Source organism: Oceanobacillus sp. CAU 1775 (assembly GCF_054482815.1).
The window spans coordinates 70,982-89,958 of sequence record NZ_JBTLRO010000012.1 but is presented as its reverse complement, the minus strand read 5'-3'; the positions used below and the strand labels follow the sequence as shown (position 1 = coordinate 89,958).

General features: G+C 36.7%; 18 protein-coding genes and 1 pseudogene. 15 read left to right on the top strand and 4 right to left on the bottom strand.

All coding sequences use genetic code 11. The features are described from left to right. Positions 1-296: 296 nt before the first annotated feature. From ACXYMZ_RS15810 to ACXYMZ_RS15770, 9 genes and pseudogenes are all read left to right on the top strand, one after another. Positions 297-1,790, top strand: a pseudogene (locus ACXYMZ_RS15810) (peptide MFS transporter). A gap of 7 nt (positions 1,791-1,797) precedes the next feature. Continuing rightward, the gene (locus tag ACXYMZ_RS15805) at positions 1,798-2,022 is read left to right on the top strand and encodes a hypothetical protein (RefSeq protein ID WP_458949373.1); all 225 of its coding nucleotides are present in this window, start codon (positions 1,798-1,800) and stop codon (positions 2,020-2,022) included. Positions 2,023-2,074: 52 nt separating this feature from the next. Next, the gene (locus ACXYMZ_RS15800; RefSeq protein ID WP_458949372.1) at positions 2,075-2,791 is read left to right on the top strand and encodes an ABC transporter ATP-binding protein; all 717 of its coding nucleotides are present in this window, start codon (positions 2,075-2,077) and stop codon (positions 2,789-2,791) included. Next, positions 2,769-3,917: an ABC transporter permease gene (locus ACXYMZ_RS15795; RefSeq protein WP_458949371.1), complete on the top strand. Its 1,149-nt coding sequence runs from the start codon at positions 2,769-2,771 to the stop codon at positions 3,915-3,917. The genes ACXYMZ_RS15800 and ACXYMZ_RS15795 overlap by 23 nt, the downstream gene beginning before the upstream one ends. 4 nt (positions 3,918-3,921) lie before the next feature. Next, a complete protein-coding gene (locus ACXYMZ_RS15790) occupies positions 3,922-4,062 on the top strand; it encodes a hypothetical protein (protein WP_458949370.1) in 141 nt (46 codons plus the stop codon). Positions 4,063-4,072: 10 nt separating this feature from the next. Continuing rightward, complete coding sequence (locus tag ACXYMZ_RS15785; protein ID WP_458949369.1) at positions 4,073-4,741, top strand: uracil-DNA glycosylase; 669 nt, start codon at positions 4,073-4,075, stop codon at positions 4,739-4,741. Positions 4,742-4,843: 102 nt separating this feature from the next. Further along, a complete protein-coding gene (gene serC / locus ACXYMZ_RS15780) occupies positions 4,844-5,923 on the top strand; it encodes a 3-phosphoserine/phosphohydroxythreonine transaminase (protein ID WP_458949368.1) in 1,080 nt (359 codons plus the stop codon). A 111-nt stretch (positions 5,924-6,034) separates the two neighbouring features. Continuing rightward, positions 6,035-7,879, top strand: a complete 1,845-nt coding sequence (locus ACXYMZ_RS15775) for an SLC13 family permease (RefSeq protein ID WP_458949367.1) — start codon at positions 6,035-6,037, stop codon at positions 7,877-7,879. 19 nt (positions 7,880-7,898) lie between these two features. Continuing rightward, positions 7,899-8,507: a class I SAM-dependent methyltransferase gene (locus tag ACXYMZ_RS15770; protein ID WP_458949366.1), complete on the top strand. Its 609-nt coding sequence runs from the start codon at positions 7,899-7,901 to the stop codon at positions 8,505-8,507. A 56-nt stretch (positions 8,508-8,563) separates the two neighbouring features. Here ACXYMZ_RS15770 and ACXYMZ_RS15765 read toward each other — a convergent pair whose 3' ends face one another. Further along, on the bottom strand, positions 8,564-9,550 hold the full coding sequence (locus ACXYMZ_RS15765) for a diaminopimelate dehydrogenase (RefSeq protein ID WP_458949365.1): 987 nt from the start codon (positions 9,548-9,550) through the stop codon (positions 8,564-8,566). 72 nt (positions 9,551-9,622) lie between these two features. After that, the gene (locus tag ACXYMZ_RS15760) at positions 9,623-10,558 is read right to left on the bottom strand and encodes a ketopantoate reductase family protein (RefSeq protein ID WP_458949364.1); all 936 of its coding nucleotides are present in this window, start codon (positions 10,556-10,558) and stop codon (positions 9,623-9,625) included. 342 nt (positions 10,559-10,900) lie between these two features. Between ACXYMZ_RS15760 and brnQ the strand changes: the two genes are divergently transcribed. From brnQ to ACXYMZ_RS15735, 5 genes are all read left to right on the top strand, one after another. After that, a complete protein-coding gene (gene brnQ, locus ACXYMZ_RS15755) occupies positions 10,901-12,265 on the top strand; it encodes a branched-chain amino acid transport system II carrier protein (protein ID WP_458949363.1) in 1,365 nt (454 codons plus the stop codon). Positions 12,266-12,434: 169 nt separating this feature from the next. Continuing rightward, positions 12,435-13,199, top strand: a complete 765-nt coding sequence (aroD, locus tag ACXYMZ_RS15750; protein ID WP_458949362.1) for a type I 3-dehydroquinate dehydratase — start codon at positions 12,435-12,437, stop codon at positions 13,197-13,199. Between the two features lie 73 nt (positions 13,200-13,272). Next, on the top strand, positions 13,273-14,370 hold the full coding sequence (locus tag ACXYMZ_RS15745; protein ID WP_458949361.1) for a mechanosensitive ion channel family protein: 1,098 nt from the start codon (positions 13,273-13,275) through the stop codon (positions 14,368-14,370). 247 nt (positions 14,371-14,617) lie between these two features. Continuing rightward, complete coding sequence (locus ACXYMZ_RS15740) at positions 14,618-15,583, top strand: NERD domain-containing protein (protein ID WP_458949360.1); 966 nt, start codon at positions 14,618-14,620, stop codon at positions 15,581-15,583. A 267-nt stretch (positions 15,584-15,850) separates the two neighbouring features. Further along, positions 15,851-16,444: a lysophospholipid acyltransferase family protein gene (locus ACXYMZ_RS15735; protein ID WP_458949359.1), complete on the top strand. Its 594-nt coding sequence runs from the start codon at positions 15,851-15,853 to the stop codon at positions 16,442-16,444. Between the two features lie 36 nt (positions 16,445-16,480). Here the strand turns inward: ACXYMZ_RS15735 and ACXYMZ_RS15730 are convergent, their stop codons facing one another. Beyond that, the gene (locus tag ACXYMZ_RS15730; protein WP_458949358.1) at positions 16,481-17,236 is read right to left on the bottom strand and encodes a DUF3891 family protein; all 756 of its coding nucleotides are present in this window, start codon (positions 17,234-17,236) and stop codon (positions 16,481-16,483) included. A 151-nt stretch (positions 17,237-17,387) separates the two neighbouring features. Between ACXYMZ_RS15730 and ACXYMZ_RS15725 the strand changes: the two genes are divergently transcribed. Further along, positions 17,388-18,248, top strand: coding sequence for a VOC family protein (locus ACXYMZ_RS15725; RefSeq protein WP_458949357.1), 861 nt, complete (start codon positions 17,388-17,390; stop codon positions 18,246-18,248). Positions 18,249-18,369: 121 nt separating this feature from the next. Here the strand turns inward: ACXYMZ_RS15725 and ACXYMZ_RS15720 are convergent, their stop codons facing one another. Then, positions 18,370-18,966 carry an alpha/beta hydrolase gene (locus ACXYMZ_RS15720; RefSeq protein ID WP_458949356.1) on the bottom strand — a complete coding sequence of 199 codons (597 nt, stop codon included), beginning with the start codon at positions 18,964-18,966 and terminating at the stop codon, positions 18,370-18,372. Positions 18,967-18,977 lie beyond the last annotated feature (11 nt).

Here is an 18,977-nt window from a genome sequence, read left to right as displayed (position 1 = left end):
AAGATATGTCCCTACTCTATGAGCTTCGATACTTAAAAGATTGAACCGCCAAGTACGTGAACCGTATGCTTGGTGGTGTGAGAGGTCGACTAGTCAATTAATGACTAGTCTCCTACTCGATTTCTAATTTTAACCATATGGTGAATATATTAACAAGTTAATTCATTCACAAACTCTTTACTTCGATTATAAATTCCTCTAAACTATAAAGGTTGCTGAAAAATAAATAGGTAGCAAGTAAAGAACAATATTTAGAGTTCTAACGAATAATTGCAGCTTAGAGGAGGAAGTACACAATGAACTCACAAGATAGAGATGCTGTGCTGAAAACCGTTCCTCAGAAGGGTTTCTTTGGGCATCCAAAAGGTTTATCAACATTATTTTTCACTGAGTTTTGGGAACGTTTTTCCTATTATGGAATGCGTGCCATTTTACTCTACTATATGTATTATGAAGTAACGCAAGGTGGCTTAGGAATTGATCGAACCATTGCGAATTCAATTATGGCTATTTATGGATCACTTGTCTATATGTCAGGGATTATTGGTGGTTGGATAGCCGATAGAGTATTAGGTATGAACCGAACAGTATTTTACGGTGGAGTTCTGATCATGATTGGGCATATTATCCTTGCACTTCCTGGTGGATTTGCTGGTTAACTTATTTCTATGCTCTTTATCGTTATCGGTACAGGTTTATTAAAGCCTAATATCGGTGGCATGGTCGGAGAGCTTTATAGTAAACAAGATCCTCGCCGCGATTCAGGCTTCAGTATTTACTACATGGGAATTAATATGGGTGGTTTTCTTGCTCCATGGATTGTTGGGACAATTGGACAAACTTATAATTTCCATTTAGGATTTTCATTGGCAGCTGTAGGTATGTTTGCAGGTTTAGTCGTCTATTTATTAACCCGTAAAAAATATATGGGACTTGCAGGGATGCAGGTACCAAACCCAATGTCTTCTCGAGAAAAAGGAAGAATGAGTCGGATTGTTATAGGTAGTGTTTTAGTAATTGGTTTACTGGGTTGGCTTGGTTTTACGCAAGGATGGCTAAGTATAGAAAGAGTTATATTCTTTATTAGTATACTTGGAGTTATTATTCCGGCGATCTATTTTATCGTCATGTTCCGCAGCAAGAAAACAACAAGCGAAGAGCGTTCACGCCTACTAGCTTACATTCCATTATTCATTGCTGCGATGATGTTCTGGGCAATTGCCGAACAAGGTTCCAACATCCTTGCAACCTATGCAAACGAAAGAACACAGTTATCGATTTTTGGAATTGAACTACAATCGTCGTGGTTCCAATCATTGAATCCGCTCTTTATTGTCGCGTTCGCACCATTGTTTGCATGGTTCTGGGTGAGATTAGGTGATCGTCAACCAAGTACACCAATGAAGTTTTCACTCGGTCTTATTTTTGCAGGGTTATCGTTTATCGTCATGATTTTCCCAGCTATCTTCAATGGTACTGAATCATTGGTTAATCCGATGTGGCTTGTCCTTAGTTTCTTCCTTGTTGTAATGGGGGAAGTATTACTTTCGCCGGTTGGTTTATCCGCATCTACCAAACTTGCTCCGGCTGCGTTTGCTGCGCAAATGATGAGTTTATGGAATTTATCCAACGCATCTGCACAGGCGATAAACGCACAAGTTGTAAGATTTTATTCTACTGAGACAGAAGTTATTTACTTCGGTGTAATCGGTGGATTTGCAATCGTACTTGGTATTGTACTCATGTTCTTAACTCCAACATTAAAGCGATTTATGCGTGGAATTAAGTAAATATAAGATGAAAAAGGCGCGTGAACAGCTATTTTTAGTTGTTGGCGTGCTTTTTTGTGCGGGAAGTTGGGTGGATGCTGAAGTCGTCACAAAATATGCTGAAACTGTCACAATAAATGCTGAAGTCGTAACCATTTACACTGAAATTGTCACAGAAAATGCTGAAGTTCACAATTTCAGGCTCTCCAAAACTAATATAATCTCTTCACTTAAACAAAAATCAGCCATCTGAAACTTTTTCCTTGCTCAAGCGTAGATAATACTATGTGAAGGAGCGGATGCCGATGGTTTTAAAATGTAGTTTAAACGAGGCTGGGTATAGTAAAGCAGAGCCAGTTCTAAAAAATGTTTCTTTTTCCGTTAAGCCAGGTGAACTAGTCGGTTTAATCGGGCCGAATGGAGCAGGAAAAAGCTCGACAATTAAATCTCTACTCGGCGTATTGGATTATATCGATGGAAGTGTAGAATTAAAAGACTATGGATACATACCTGAACGACCATTTTTTTATCCGGGTTTAACATTAATGGAGCATTTTGATTTTCTTTTATCAACTCTTGAAATGGATGAAGCAATTTTTATGGAACGGATGAATCGCTTGCTGCACACTTTTGAATTAGAGAAAGTGCTGCATCATTATCCAGAGAGTTATTCGAAAGGAATGCAACAAAAAGCGATGATTATGCTCGCGTTCTTGAAGCAGCCAAGCATACATATTATTGACGAACCTTTTATGGGACTTGATCCAAAGGTTGTGCGGAAATTATTAAAGATGATTGAGGTTGAAAAAGAACGGGGAGCAGGTATTTTAATGTCTACACATGTATTAGATACAGCTGAGAAAATCTGTGATCGCTTTTTACTTATCTCCGATGGAAATCTAATTGCTGAGGGAACAATGAAGGATATACAAAAGTTAAGCGGTTTGCCCAATGGTTCTTTATTCGACTGCTTTCATATTTTGACGGAGCGTGATGCCGATGACAGGCTGGAGATTATTTAGAAAGCGTCTCATTGATGATTATATATACCAAAAGAAAGTTATCCGGATAGCTGTTGACTGGATTATATTACTTTATACTGCCTTACCAGCGATTGTTTTAGGAACTATCTTTTATATAGATATTTGGCGAAACATTACGAGCTATTTACCAGAATTTATTCCACTTGGGTTTATCATCAATCTTATTTTTCTTCTGTCATTGCATGGGTCTTATCGCACATTTATGTTTGAAGCAGATATTTTATTTTTACTAAATAGGGAAAAGCTCTATAGACAGTTTAGGAAGCAAACATTCCTATATTCTCTTTCACAGCTCCTACTTTCTACTGCAGGAATAATTATTTTGTTCCTACCTTTCCTAATGCAGGGGTATGACCTTCTAATCGGAGAAGTTGCATTACTCTATATTATTTTAATTGGATATAGAATGATGGCGTATACTTTAAAAAAGGTTATTAAACATGTTCTCATACGTTGGTCAGTAATAATTATACTTTTATATATCGGAACAATTAATTTAGTGAGATTGGCTAGCTTTGGTGAGGTTGCTTTAGTCAGTATAGTAATAATTTCTATCCTGACTATCTATCAATTGAAAACTTTAATACCTACCAAGCGTTTCTTTTTTCAAGAAGTGGCTAGTGAAAATAAGGCACGTGTCCGATATGCAAAGCTTATCTTAGGGATGGCAACTGAGGTAGAAAAGACACCAATTAGCTTCGGAAAACGCCCATGGTTCCTCAGGAAAAGCAGGAGATTTTTTCGTGAAAGAACTCCAGAGAATGGACTACTTGAATTACTCTTTAAAGGTTTTATTCGAAATCCAGTTTTACTTGGGAGTTATATGCAAATTATTTCACCCACCTTATTTGGAATCCTGATTTTACCAATCTGGATGAAATGGCTTCTTCTAATAATTGCTATTCTATTTTTACAATATAATTCATGGTTAAGAGGACTATATGAAAAGCTACTCGATCAACCTGTCTTTTATGCAATTCCGATTGATACGCAAGTTCAAAAACGTGTATGGCCGAAATTTAAACGTTGGTTAATGGTGCCGGCAATTAGTGTATTAGGTTTCGCAACTATTCTTCAAACTTTACTAATAATCATTGGAGGTTAATACATTGGATAAGCAACTATTAGAAGCTCGTAATAAAGATAAACGTTCAAATCTGTTAGACTGGTTATGGATTTTTGGTGATATTCTATTATATATTCCGCGAATTTTATTTCGATTGATTCGCTGGTTTGTAGATTTATTTTAGGAGGTAGAGCATGTCCATCTTAAAAAATGATTGGCAACAGATTTTACAAGACGAATTTCAAAAGGATTATTATTTAGCAATCCGACAGTTTCTAAAGGAAGAGTACAAAGAAAAAGCGGTATTTCCTCCGATGGAAGATATTTTCAACGCCTTGCATTACACAAGCTATGAAAATACGAAAGTAGTGATTCTTGGTCAAGATCCCTACCATGGTCCGAATCAAGCACATGGCCTTAGTTTCTCTGTGCAACGTGAAGTACGAACACCACCATCCCTTAAAAATATATATAAAGAGTTACATGCAGATTTAGGACATCCAATTCCTGAACACGGAAATCTTGTTGATTGGGCAAAACAAGGTGTCTTACTATTGAATACAGTATTAACCGTTAGACAGGGTGAACCAAATAGTCATAAAGAAAAAGGCTGGGAAATATTCACCAATAAAATTATTCAAGCTGTAAATGAAAAAGAAGATCCAGTTGTATTTATTTTATGGGGACGCCATGCGCAAGAGAAAGAAGTGCTCATTACCAACGATAGGCACTATATTATTAAGTCACCACATCCAAGTCCTTTCTCCGCGAATAAAGGATTTTTTGGAAGTAAGCCATTTTCTAAAACGAATGAGTTTTTGGTGAGAGCGGGAAGAGATACAATTAATTGGGAAATTAGGTAAGTAGAAATCCTATTGCCAGCACAATATTTATCGCCTATAATGCTTATCAATCATACAATAAAAATTCATAGCGTTTAAATTCAAAAAGAGGTGCTAAGGTAGATGAAGCGAGTATATAATTTTTCAGCTGGACCATCGATGCTGCCGCTAGCTGTATTGGAAAAAGCACAGCAAGAACTTACGAACTATAAGGATTCTGGAATGTCAGTAATGGAGCTAAGTCATCGTTCAAGCTATTTTAAAGAAATTATAGAAGAGGCGGAGCAACTGTTTCGAGATCTATTGGGAATTCCCGAGCAGTATAAGGTGCTTTTTTTACAAGGTGGAGCGTCACAGCAGTTTTCTATGATTCCCTTGAATATCATGAAAAAGAAAAAAGCAGCATACATCGATACAGGCTCATGGTCAGCAAAAGCAATTGAAGAAGCAAGAAGATATGGTGAGGTTGATATTGTTGCTTCCTCTCAAGATAAGAACTTTACATACATACCAGATTTTTCAAAGATAAATTTGGATGAATCTTATGATTATCTACATATAACGACGAACAATACAATAGAAGGTACTGCTTTTTCTACGTTTCCGCAAACGGCCGAGATTCCACTCATTGCTGATATGTCTTCTAATATCATGTCGGAAGAAATTGATGTTACCAAGTTTGGGATTATTTATGCAGGTGCACAAAAAAACATTGGACCAGCCGGTTTAACGCTTGTCATTATTCGTGAGGATTTAATTGGTCAGGCAGGAGAGGATTGTCCTGTGATGCTTGATTATGAGACGCATAGTGAGAATGGCTCCATGTATAACACACCACCAACATTTGCTATTTACATGGCAAAGCTTGTTTTTGAATGGGCAAAGGAAAATGGAGGAGTAAAAGGGATAGAAAGAATGAACCGAGAAAAAGCTACACTATTATATGATTATATTGATGGCTCGGATTTCTTTTCATCTCCTGTCGCAAAAAACAGTCGCTCTCTCATGAATATTCCCTTTGTCTCTCCCTCAGCAGAGCTTGATGCGGCATTTATTAAGCAAGCAAAGCAGGAAGGCCTAGAGACATTGAAAGGACACCGTTCAGTAGGTGGTATGCGTGCAAGTATCTACAACGCAATGCCAATTGAAGGGGTAGAAAAACTTGTGAAAGTCATGCGTGAATTTGAGGAAAAAAATAGTTAAAATGTAGAGCCACTATTAATAGGAGGCTCTTTTTGCCTTTGCTCTTGTTTTCTAATTAATTATCATCCAATATAGTAGTTACAAGTAAATGTTTAGAAGGGATTATAAGCGATGGAAATGACACTTACCTTCGTAATCTTATTAATAACAATTATATTTTTCATGGGAAGTCGCTTGCGGGCTGACCTAGTTGCAATTCTAGCATTGATGGCGTTAGTAATTTCTGGAATTCTTGAGCCTGTGGAAGCACTTGCCGGCTTTGCAAATTCTGTTGTCATTATGATTGCTGGTTTATTTGTTGTGGGCGCAGGTTTGCTCAGGACAGGTTTAGCACAGCAGGCTGGAAATCTCTTGTTACGTTTTGCGGGGGATAGTGAAACCAAGCTCTTTTTCTTATTAATGATTATTGTAAGCTTTGTCGGAGCTTTTATGAGTAATACTGGGACAGTTGCTCTCATGCTACCAGTAGTGATTAGTATTGCAATTAGTATTAAAAGTAGTCCTTCAAAGTATTTAATTCCCTTATCATACGTTGGTAGTTTAACAGGGTTATTAACGCTGATAGCTTCCCCAGCAAACTTAATTGCGAGTCAGACATTAACAGATGCTGGATTACAGCCATTAAGTTTCTTTCAAATTACACCAATCGGAGTAATTGCTCTTGTCGTAGGAATTATTTATCTTTATTTTACAAGGAATCGATTGCTTCCAGATATTAAAAGTAAGGGAAGTCAAAATAGGGCGCATCAGCTGTCATCTAGTCAACTAGCAGATGATTATAACTTAGGAGATAGCTTATATAGTATAAAAGTTAAGTCTGATTCAACCATGATTGGCAAGGCCTTAGCAGATTTGAAGTTGCCAGCAACCTATCAGATTTATATCCTCAAGATTGTTAGGAAATCGAATGAGGAATACCGTATTTTCCCAATAACATATCAACAAATGGCAGGTCCGACTAGTATTATTGAAGTAAACGATGTGCTTTTACTAAAGGGGTCTATTTCATTAGTTGAGAAATTAGCGGATGATTATAACTTAGAAATCCAAAAAAACGGAAATGAAGCCGTTGATTTACTTTCAAAAGAATTGGGGTTGGTAGAAGTATTACTTACACCACATTCCACTTTTATTAATAAAACAATCGAGAAAATTGATTTCAGAGAAAAATATAACTTGAACGTTGTGGGGATTAATCGAAAGGGCGAATATGTTCTGAAACAAATGTCCTCTGAGCGACTACGTTTTGGTGATGCTTTACTTGTTCAAGGTGCCTGGGATGATATAGAAGTTTTGGCAAAGGAAACTGGAGATGTAGTTGTTATTGGACAACCGAAAGAGTTTGCAGGAAAGGTTTCGGCAACTGGAAAGGCGCCAATGGCAGGAATAATCATGTTACTTATGGTTTCATTAATGGTACTTGAAGTCTTTGCACCTGTAATCTCTGTATTGATTGGTGCTGTGCTTATGATACTAACAGGCTGTCTGCGAAATATGGATGACGCGTATAGTGAAATAAAATGGGAAAGTATTATCTTAATTGCCGCAATGATACCAATGGCTACAGCATTAGAGAAAACAGGTGGCATGGTACTTTTATCTGAAGGAATTATTGATTTACTTGGAGACTTTGGTGCAATTGGAATTCTTGCTGGACTTTACTTTTTAACGATGACTTTCGGTTTGTTTATAAGTAATACAGCAACAGCCGTTTTATTTGCCCCGATAGCAATGAACGCAGCAATCGCAGTCGACGCAAACCCATATACATTTTTAATAGCAATTGCAGTAGCAGCAAACATGGCATTTTCAACACCAGTTTCCTCACCAACAAATGCGATGGTAATGACTGCCGGGGGCTATAAATTCTTTGATTTTGTAAAGATTGGTGTTCCTTTACAGATGATTTTATTTATTATTATGATGATCGTCATTCCGTTATTTATCCCATTATAAGATGAAATGAGACGTGGAAATGAAGCAATATAAATATGATAAATTATTCGGTATAAAAACAGGGGAAGATAAATATATGCTTGTCCCACCTTCCTATCACTATAATCCATATGAACCGACTTCATATGAAGCGCTCGAAACATTAATTGAAGCTTATGAGATAAGTGAAAATGATTATATTGTTGATTTTGGAAGTGGAAAAGGACGAGCAAACTTTTTTCTCCATCATTATACTGGTGCAACTGTAAAGGGTGTAGAGATGGATGAGCATTTCATCGAGGATGCCATGATTAATCAAGAACATTACTTAAAAAAATTTCCTCAAGCAAAAGGTGGAATCGAGTTTATTGCCTGCCTTGCTGAGGAATATCGAATTGCTGATGAAGATAATCGCTTTTACTTTTTTAATCCATTCTCTGTTCAAATATTTACGAAGGTCATTCAGAATATCCTTCACTCGGTGGAAAAGCATCCCCGGACAGTAGATATCCTCCTTTATTATCCGCATGAGGAGTTTATCTATTATCTAGCTAAAAATACGAATTTTGAACTTCACCAAGAAATAAAGCTTGCTGGGTTTTATGAAAAAAATATTAATGAACGCATCCTAATCTACCGGCTCCAATAAAAAAAGATTGTCTTCGGTTAAGTTACTAACCAAAGGCAATCTTTTTTTAAATTACTTTACAAGTAGTTTCTACGTAACTCTTCAGGAGAAAGTGGTGAAATTAAACCTGGTGCTACATCATAAACCGTTTTTGCTCCAACAACTCCGTCTTTATTCATGCGATATGCAGCGCGCGCATAAGCCACAAGTACGCTTGAAGTAAATTCAGGGTTGCTATCAAGCTTTAATGAAAATTCAATAAGCTGTTTATTATCATCACCTGTATTTCCAGAATGAATAACGAAACCACCATGAGGAGATTTAGAATGTTCTTTTTCCAAAATGTCCTCTGTGATGAAATGTACTTCGGTATCATATTCATCAAAATAATTTGGCATGTTTTTAATTGTATTTTCGATCGTTGCCTCATCAGCATCCGATTCTGGAACAATATAACACACGCGACGATGTTTTTCCGCTGTTTCAAGTGTTGGATTTTCACCACTACGAACACGTTCCATCGCTTTCTCAGAAGGGATTGTATATTGCACGCCAGCTTTAACACCTTCTACACGGCGTACTGCATCCGAGTGCCCTTGACTCAAACCCTTGCCCCAAAATGTGTAGGTTTCTCCATTAGGAATAATTGCTTCACTTATTACACGATTGATTGAGAATAAGCCAGGGTCCCAACCTACAGAAATGATTGCTGTTTTGCCACTAGTTTTAGCGGAACCATCAACAGCTGAAAAGTACTCTGGAATTTTTGCGTGTGTATCATAACTATCTACTGTATTAAATAATTTTGCGAATTGCGGAGCTTGCTCAGGTAAGTCTGTAGCAGATCCTCCACAAAGAATCATCACATCAATATCATCTTGATAATCTTTTGCAGTATCAATATGCAATGCTTTAATAGAAGAATCTTCGAGTTTCAAGGAGTCAGGATCTCTTCTTGTAAAAACAGCTACAACTTCCATGTCGGAGGATTGTTTTATAGCTTTCACCGTTCCTTTACCGAGGTTCCCATAACCTACAATTCCAATTCTTATTCGTTCATTCATCAAACATCCTCCTCTAATTTTTAAATATAATACATTTTATCACACATGAAATGTAATTTCTGTGACTTTGTTTTATCGATTACTCTTATCTAAAGCATTCATTTTTTCCTTGATTAAAATCATACGCAAAAGTTGATCGTTTATCGGTGTTGGAACATGATACTGCTTTCCAAGTTCACAAACCTTCCCAGCAAAATATTCTACTTCCGTTTTTCTTTTATTATCGATGTCTTGTAGCATCGATGTTTTACTAGTAGGGGAAAGGGATTTAATGACTGGGCGGTAACTCACGACATCCTCTTCTGTAAGATCAACCCCTGCTTTTTGCGCTATAGCAGCTACTTCGCGCATGGCCTCCTCCATCCATTCATAGAGTTCAGGTATTTCTTGGTAATAATTATAGGATGCGTGAAGTATTGCGGAAGTCTGGTTAATTCCCACATTAAGCATGAATTTTGACCAAATACTTTTCCAAATATTATCTGGAACTACATAATCAATTTCTGCAGCTTCAAAGAGTTCTTGGACAGCTTGTACATCTTGAGAGAGTGTTTGTTCTCGTTCACCGAAAAATATTTTCCCCAGACTGGAAAAGCGTATATGATTGTCCTCTTTTAAAGCATCAATTCCAACACACATACTATAAAGAATATGTTCATTCTTCGTTTTTGCGTATATTTCTTCTTCGCTTGAAATACCATTAAGTAAGGACAGGACAATTGTATCTGGTCCAATATGATATTTCATAGCGTCAACCGCTTCAGGAAGCTCTGCGTTTTTAACGGCAAAAATAACGAGATCTCTAGGTTCTGTAACTGTTTCTGGAGTTATGTAATTAAAATCGATAAATTCATCTAAAACTTTGATTCCAGTTGCTTCATAACGTGAAACTCTTTCTTGGCTAGCAACAACTGTAAAAGCGCTTTTAAGATAATTGTGAAGTCGAGTTCCATAAGCTGCACCGATTGCACCTAGACCAATTAATGATACGGTTTCAATTTGTTTCAAAGTATACCCTCCTGTATCTTTTATTATGTTTGTTTCTAGTTTACATGAATAATTATTAAATTAAAAATAAATGAAGAAAAGGTGATAGGTAGTTCGATAGATTATAAATTGATAAAAATCGATCATTTTGTAGTGGATTTTCCGTAAAAAGGAAAATTTTCAGGAAAAATAACAAGATTACTGTCAAAAATCAAAATACTTATCAATATTATGTTGTCTTTTTGTTGATTAAATAGTATAGTAGATTTCAATTAGAGAAATAACTTTAATTCATACAGTCTACTTTGAATTGTTGGACAATTCAAAACTTTGACTGAAGGATATTTTAAAGGGGGAAGTTTAATGGATAATAAAGTTTCAGTATCCGCTCAGTTTGCAATTGGATTTATGCTTTTTGCACTATTCTTTGGTGCAGGGAACTTAATATTTCCAGCGCAACTAGGGCAAATGGCTGGTGAGAATCTATGGCCAGCAGTAATCGGATTTTTAGTAACGGGTGTAAGTTTACCACTACTTGGAATCATCGCTATCGCTTATTCAGGAAGTAAAAACTTGCAAGAGTTAGCAAGTAGAGTATCGCCTGGATACGGTATATTTTTTACAGCACTACTTTATTTAACAATTGGACCGTTCTTCGCAGCGCCAAGAACAGGAACAGTAGGTTTTGAAGTTGGAGTTATCCCATTCGTACCAGAGGGATCAGAGCAATTAGGACTTTTAATTTTTACACTTATATTCTTTGGGGTAGCATTAGTATTCTCTCTTTACCCGGCGAAATTAGTAAATACCGTGGGTAAAATTTTAGCTCCTTCTTTAGTACTATTGCTTTTAGTGCTATTAATTATTGCATTTGTAAATCCAATGAGTTCAATTGGTTCAGCACAAGACGGATATGTTGATGGTGCGTTTGTTACAGGGTTCCTTGAAGGTTACAACACAATGGATGCACTTGCTTCCTTAGTATTTGCTATTATTGTTATTAATGCGATTCGTGCATTTGGTGTAACGGATAAGAGTCGAATTCTTTCTGTAGCTACAAAAACTGGTCTAATTGCAATTGGATTATTAGCTATTATCTATGCTGGTATTGCGTATCTTGGTGCAACAAGTGTTGGCCTCTTAGGGGTACTTGGTAATGGTGGACATGTGCTAAGTGGTGCAGCTGATCACTTCTTTGGCACATTCGGTTTGTTATTACTTGCAGTTTTAACAATTCTTGCTTGTTTAACAACAGCAATTGGTTTAATTGTAGCTAATGCGGAGTACTTCCACACATTAATGCCAAAGCTGAGCTATAAAGTATTAGTAATATTTTTCTCGACGATTACATTTATCATTGCTAACTTTGGATTAGCGAACATCATCGCATTCTCTATTCCTGTATTGATGTTCTTATATCCTTTAGCAATAGTGTTGATTCTACTAACATTTCTTTCGCGATTCTTTAACCATGCAAGAATTGTATATGTCGTGACTATCGCTGTTACATTCATTCTTGCAGTTGTTGATGGATTAACAACACTTGCAGGAACGTTAGAAATCGAAATGGCGTTTCTAAACCCAATCGTTAACTTCTTTGATAGTTTCTTACCGCTATACTCTCAAGGGTTAGGATGGTTAGTACCTGCCTTAGTAGCAATTATTGTTACAGGTATCATTGCAAAAGTTATGGACCTATCAACGCCAGTTGAAGAGGGACATAATTAATTTTATCTGAATTTAATATCAAAAATCGTGTGACGCCTACGGGCATTACACGATTTTTTCTTTGCTATATATGTGATTGGGCGGTTGAAATTAGATAATAAGTACATGGTTTAAACGGTGAAACATGGTAAACTACACATAATAATAATTATAGAAGAGGGGCTTTGCTATGGGACAACATCTTACAATGCAGCGTTTAAAAGAAGGTCGAGGAATGCCAGTTATTTGCTGTCCAATTACTGGTGAAACGGAAGAAGAGATTTTAGAGCAATGTAAGATCATTTCCGAGTCTGGAGCAGAGCTTGCCGAGTGGCGTGTTGATTTTTACGAGTATGCATTAAATATAGAAGATGTTTTAGAGAAACTCGCTAAAGTCAGATTGACATTGAAGGATCTGCCAATCCTCTTTAGTTTCCGCACGAAAATAGAAGGTGGCGCTAAAGAAATCAGTGCTTCTGATTATTTAAAATTAAATCAAGCTGTTATCGAATCGGGCTTTATTCAATTAATTGATATTGAGCTGTTTCGCGAAGAAAAAGTAGTAGCAGAACTTATTTCCATTGCAAAGGAAAAAAATGTTTACACGGTAGTTTCTAATCACGATTTTGAACAAACTCCTAGTGATGAGGAAATGCGTACAATAATAAAGAAGGCAATTGACATTGGAGCAGACATTCCAAAACTTGCAGTGATGCCCCAATCGGAAGAAGATGTACTTCGCGTTATGAATGTTAATCTTCATTTTAAAAAAGAGTATCCAAATTTCCCGTTTATTATGATTGCGATGGGGAAACTTGGTGTTCTTACTAGAATGAGTGGAGAACTTTTTGGTTCTGTTCTTACTTTTGCAGCAGCTAAAGATGCCTCCGCACCAGGACAGTTTTCGGTGCATCAATTAAAAGAGATTTTAAAGATTTTGCATGGAAATAAATAACTCAATTTGTTTACAAACCAAGCTTAGAATTGTACAATGGCGTACATAGTTTTCGTTTTGGAGGTATTGTGGAATGTGGAGTATGGAAACAGTAGAGTTTTTAATTTCTAGAAAACATCTAATAGATTTAGGAATAGCCATTGGCATTTTCCTTTTGTTTCTAGTCTTTAGAAAGATTTTCACAAAATATATTTTTAGAATTATTATGCGTATAGTAAACAAAACAAAAGTGGGTTTTCTATCTAACTTTTTTAAGTCTTTTCAAAAGCCGATGGAGTGGTTGTTTACAGTTATAGGTATCTATTTAGCTTTTAGAGCTTATCCCTATTTTAATCATGAAAAAGATTGGTTTGAAAACGTAATTAGTTCATTAGTGATTATTTTAATTGCATGGGGACTTTTCAATCTCGCTTCGACATCATCAACGTTCTTTCACCGTATCAATGAAAAAACGAGCTTGAAAATAGATGAAATTTTAATTCCTTTACTATCTAAAGCATTGCAGTTTGTTATTGTCGCCATAACTGTAACGATTGTCTTACAGGAATTTGGGTATAATATTGAGGCATTTATTGCAGGACTTGGACTGGGAGGGCTTGCAGTCTCTCTAGCTGCTAAAGACGCTTTGGCCAACATGTTTGGTGGAGTCGTCATCATTTCTGAAAAACCTTTCACAATTGGTGATTGGATTATGACACCATCTGTTGAGGGAACAGTCGAAGATATTAGTTTCAGAAGTACAAGAATACGAACCTTTGCTGATGCCCTTGTGACAGTTCCGAACGCGACACTGAGCAACGAAAACATAACGAACTGGAGTAAGATGGGCAAGCGACAGATTACTTTTTCAATCCGAGTAGTCTATGATACGCCGCATGAGAAACTTCAACATGTAGTCGAGCAAATCGATACATTGTTAAAGGGACATGAAGGTGTGCATCCACAAACAATTTTTGTTAAATTTAATAGCTATCAAGTAGATGGCCTGGAAATTTACCTATACTTCTTTACGAAGACAACAGTCTGGGCAGAATATCTAGCGGTGCGCGAAGAAATAAATTACGCCATCCTAGACATTCTAAAAGATGAAGGCGTAGAATTCTCAGTACCAATGAGACGTTTAGTGGTAGAACCTGAGGAAGCACCGGAAGAGGAAGATTTGAAGGAATAATTGGATTGCGGGCGACTGGATTTTATGAATCTGGTCGTCTTTTTTGTGGAGAATTCGAGGGAATCCCGAAGTGGACACAGAAAATCCCGATGTTGTAACAATTTATCCCGAAGTCTTCACACAAAATCCCGAAGCAGACACAAAATATCCCGAAGTTCACAATTACTCCACCAAACGAAGCAGGAAATCACTCCAATAGGTCGAATAGTATACAGTATAATAAATTAAAAGAAAGGTAGTGCATTAATTGATTATCAAACCTCTAAAACCCACCCGTGAGCTCCTACAAATGGAAGCGCTGGATAGAAGGCTCCCACTCACCCATCCTCTTAAAGAACAAATCTCAACAAAAACTCGAAATTTACGCGCTGGTTATAATGGAGAACACGCACTCCAATTTCCACTTAGCTTTCTTCCAGAAGATGACTTCTTAATCTTTCATCATCTACGCCTCCCAGACCAACAAGGACATTTTCAAATGGATACCCTACTCCTCTCCACCAACTACATCTTAATAATAGAAGTGAAAAACATTAGAGATATAGTGACATTTGACGATATGGGACAGACTTATCGTGAAGAAGCTGATGTTATCCAGGGATTTACAAACCCGGTGGATCAAGTTAATTTGCAACATCTCCGTTTGCTCAGGTGGCTGAGAAAATTTAATTTACCCTCCATACCAATCGAAAAGATTGTAACCTATACAAACCCAACTACTATTTTAAAAAATCTCACCAATAAAAAAGACCTACCGAAAATTGTAATCCATAAAGGAAAATTACTTGATAAGATAGATGAATTCTCAGATGCTCACCCCGTTCCTTATATTTCAGAGGAACAACTAACAGATCTTTCCTATGAATTGTTGGTAGCTCATACAGATGTGGAATTAAATGTACTGAGTAAATATAAGATTAAAAAGGAAGAGTTAATTAAAGGAGTTTTCTGTCCAAGTTGTGCTTTTGCTCCAATGAAAAGACAAACTGGAAAATGGGTGTGTCTCAATTGTGGAAAATCATCACATTATGCTCATCAAACTGCATTAGTAGATTATGCCTTGTTAATCAATGAATATATTAATAATCAAAGTGCAAGAGATTTTTTGCAGGTAGATTCAAGTTATATAGCTAAAGATTTGTTACAAAAAGAAAAGTTTAGGATGTTTGGAGTTACTAGTGGAAGAAAGTATAGAATTAACTTTGAATTGTAATAGGACTTTAATGAGATAATCAAGGAATCCCGAAGTGGACACACAAAATCCCGAAGTTGTCACAACTAATCCCGAAGTCGCCATACAATATCCCGAACCAGACACACAAAATCCCGAAGTTCACAATTTGCAGCAGCCTATACCAACGTTTAGCCTCAAATCCTTCATTAACACATCCAGAATTACAAATCCAGATGAATAAGTATACCAGTTCAATTTGCTTTATGATAAAATAGTAATGATTGTAGGATTCTAGGAGGAAGAAAGATGTATACTTTTGCAGCCAATGTAGTAAAAATTATTTTAAATATTTTTGGGAGAATAACAGTTTATAATAAAGAAAAATTACCGAAAGATGAAGGATATATTATAGCTTGTACACATACAGGTTGGGTGGATATTTTGTGGCTTGGTGTTTCACTACTTCCGAAGCAGATTCATTATATGGCAAAGAAAGAGTTATTCCAGACGAAATTCACAAAATGGTTAATGACGGTATTAAACGCGTTCCCAGTTGATAGAGAAAATCCTGGGCCTAGTACAATTAAAGTTCCGCGTAAATTATTGAAAGAAGGGAAGATTATAGGCATTTTCCCAAGTGGTACGAGAACGACAGAAGAAGTTCCATTGAAGCGCGGTGCAGTTACAATCGCTGCGTATGGTAAAGCACCAATCGTTCCAGCAGCATATGTTGGACCAAATAACTTTAGAGATTTACTGAAGTTCCAGAAACCACGCCTTATTTTTGGTGATCCGATTTATTTACCTGAAGATCAACCGAAGAGAGAAGCGATGGATACAATGATGGTAAAATTAAATGACGAACTCTACTCTTTACAAAAACAAATTATAGATAAATAAAAAGATAGGATGTGCGTAAATGTACATCCTATCTTTTTATTTTACTTGAATCGTTAAAGTATCCTCTTTCGTTTTTTCATATGCTTTACGTAATCCCTCTGATGTAATATCCTCTTTCAGCACTTGTTTATAAGGAATGGAAAGTGTGAACGAATCGCTGAAAATTGGCGCGCTGCTATCGAGAGTCTGCTCACTCTGCCAATTCAACTGTAATCTTTCACCTACCTGCTTATGAAAAGCCTTTGGTAAATAAACTCCTTTTTCGAAGAAGTAATGAACATCTCCAGTGGGACGAGGTTCATGTAAGCATACGAATAAAGATAAATCATCTGCGAGTTTTAGTAGCTCAAAGTGAAATTGTAACAAATCTTGATCAACATTTAGTCTCTGCTGAATTTGCTTTTGCCGGGCTTCTTCGTTAGCTACAAATTCATATACCTCACGTGAGGGATCATTCGCAAGAAAATAAGAATAGTGTTTGCTTACGAGTAATCCTGCGTAGAGATCTTCTTTTACAACTTCCTCAATTCCATGCTTATAAAGGATAGTTTTTACTATATTAGGGTAATCAATAAATGAAAATGGCTCTTGTTTTTCATCATTCCAAAATGGTGCTTCATCAAACTTTATCCAACCAAAATCATGCATTTTTATTGCGTAAAGCACAGAATCACTTCGCTCATGCAAAGATAATAAATCCCGCGTTAAGTGAGTAATGATATGTTCGGAGATGACTGCATGATCATGTTGACGAATCATAATAAATGCTTTTTCATTTTCTCGTATAATCATTGATCCACCTCATTTCTATTAACACTAGTATAATTCATACCCCAATAGAAGAAAATAAATCTGACTGGTTGACACGAAAGAAAGATTATTGTATATTAGTTACATAAAGTAAGCGACTATAAAAATGTAATAATAAAAAGGATGAAAAAATATGGAAAAGAAGTTTTTTGAAGCCCCAACCATTTATGTTGGTGAAGTAAATATTAATGTAACGAACCTACAGAGATCTATAGAGTTTTATCGTGATTTTCTTGGATTTAAGGTATTAGAGGAAACAGAAGGTAAGGCTGTTTTTACAGCAGATGGTAAAAAGGCATTATTAACAATTGTTCAGCCTGAAGGTGTTACACCAAAGCAACCAAGAACAACAGGACTATATCACTTTGCGATATTACTTCCTACTCGTGCTGACCTTGCTGCAATTTTGCAACACCTTGCGGAAAAAACAGATGGAAAAATTCGTTTAGGAGCATCTGATCACTATGTAAGTGAAGCATTATACTTCGATGATCCAGATGGAAATGGAATTGAAATCGCACGTGACCGACCAGATTCAGAATGGACCTGGACAGGGGATACAGTGTCTATGGCTTCTGTTGCGTTAGACGCACAGGGCTTGATGGCAGAACTGAAACAACCATGGCAAGGAATGCCTGAGGATACGTTAATGGGGCATATTCATTTACATGTTGATGATATAGAAAAAGCAAGAAACTTTTATGTGAATGGAATTGGTATGGATATCGTAACAGATATGTCGAGTGCATTATTCGCCTCACATAATGGCTACCATCACCATATTGGAATGAATGTTTGGAACGGAGTCGGAGCACCGAAGCCAGATCCAAACAGTGCGGGCCTTAACTGGTATTCACTAGTTTTCCCTAACATTGAAAAGAGAGACGAGACACTTGGTAAGCTTCGTGAATTGAAAGCTACGATTACAGAAGTAGAAGATGATTATCTTGTAGAAGACCCAGCAGGAAATAATATACGTTTAGTTATTGGATAAAAATTTGGAGCGCCCTAAATGTTGGTGCTCCATTTCTTTTTTCATTAAATTTTATTATAGTTTACTTCGATTCATAAAAAAGACCTGCTCCATTCAATTTAGAATGGAGCAGGTCTTCTGTTTATTTATACCATGCAGTAGCTGCATTTACTTCGTTCATTGTAAGTTGGTGGCCACGGTTTTCCCAGAAAATTTCTACAGCCGCACCTGCTTTTTCTAGAAGCTCATGCAATTCTTCAGATTCCTGTGGAGGACAGATTGGATCATTTGTCCCTGCCGCAATAAATACACGTTTTCCTTCCAAGTTTGGCAATTCAATACCGCGTCTTGGCACCATCGGGTGATGCAGAATTGCAGTCTTTAGTGCATTTTGATGATGGAACATAAGGCTTGCTGCGATATTTGCACCGTTAGAGTAGCCAACTGCTGTAATATTATCTCGGTCAAAGCTATACTTTTCAGCAGCTTCGTCTAGAAAGTCATTTAATTCATTCGTACGGAAGATTAAGTCCTCTTCGTCAAAAACACCTTCAGCTAGTCTTCTAAAGAAGCGTGGCATGCCATTTTCTGATACATTTCCACGAACACTTAAGACGTTCGCATCTTTATCAATTATCTCTGCTAGTGGTAATAAATCTTGTTCATTACCTCCTGTACCATGTAGCAAAAGTAATGTTGGTCTTGTTTCGTCATTTCCTTTTTGAAAAATATGTTTCATTTTATTACCCC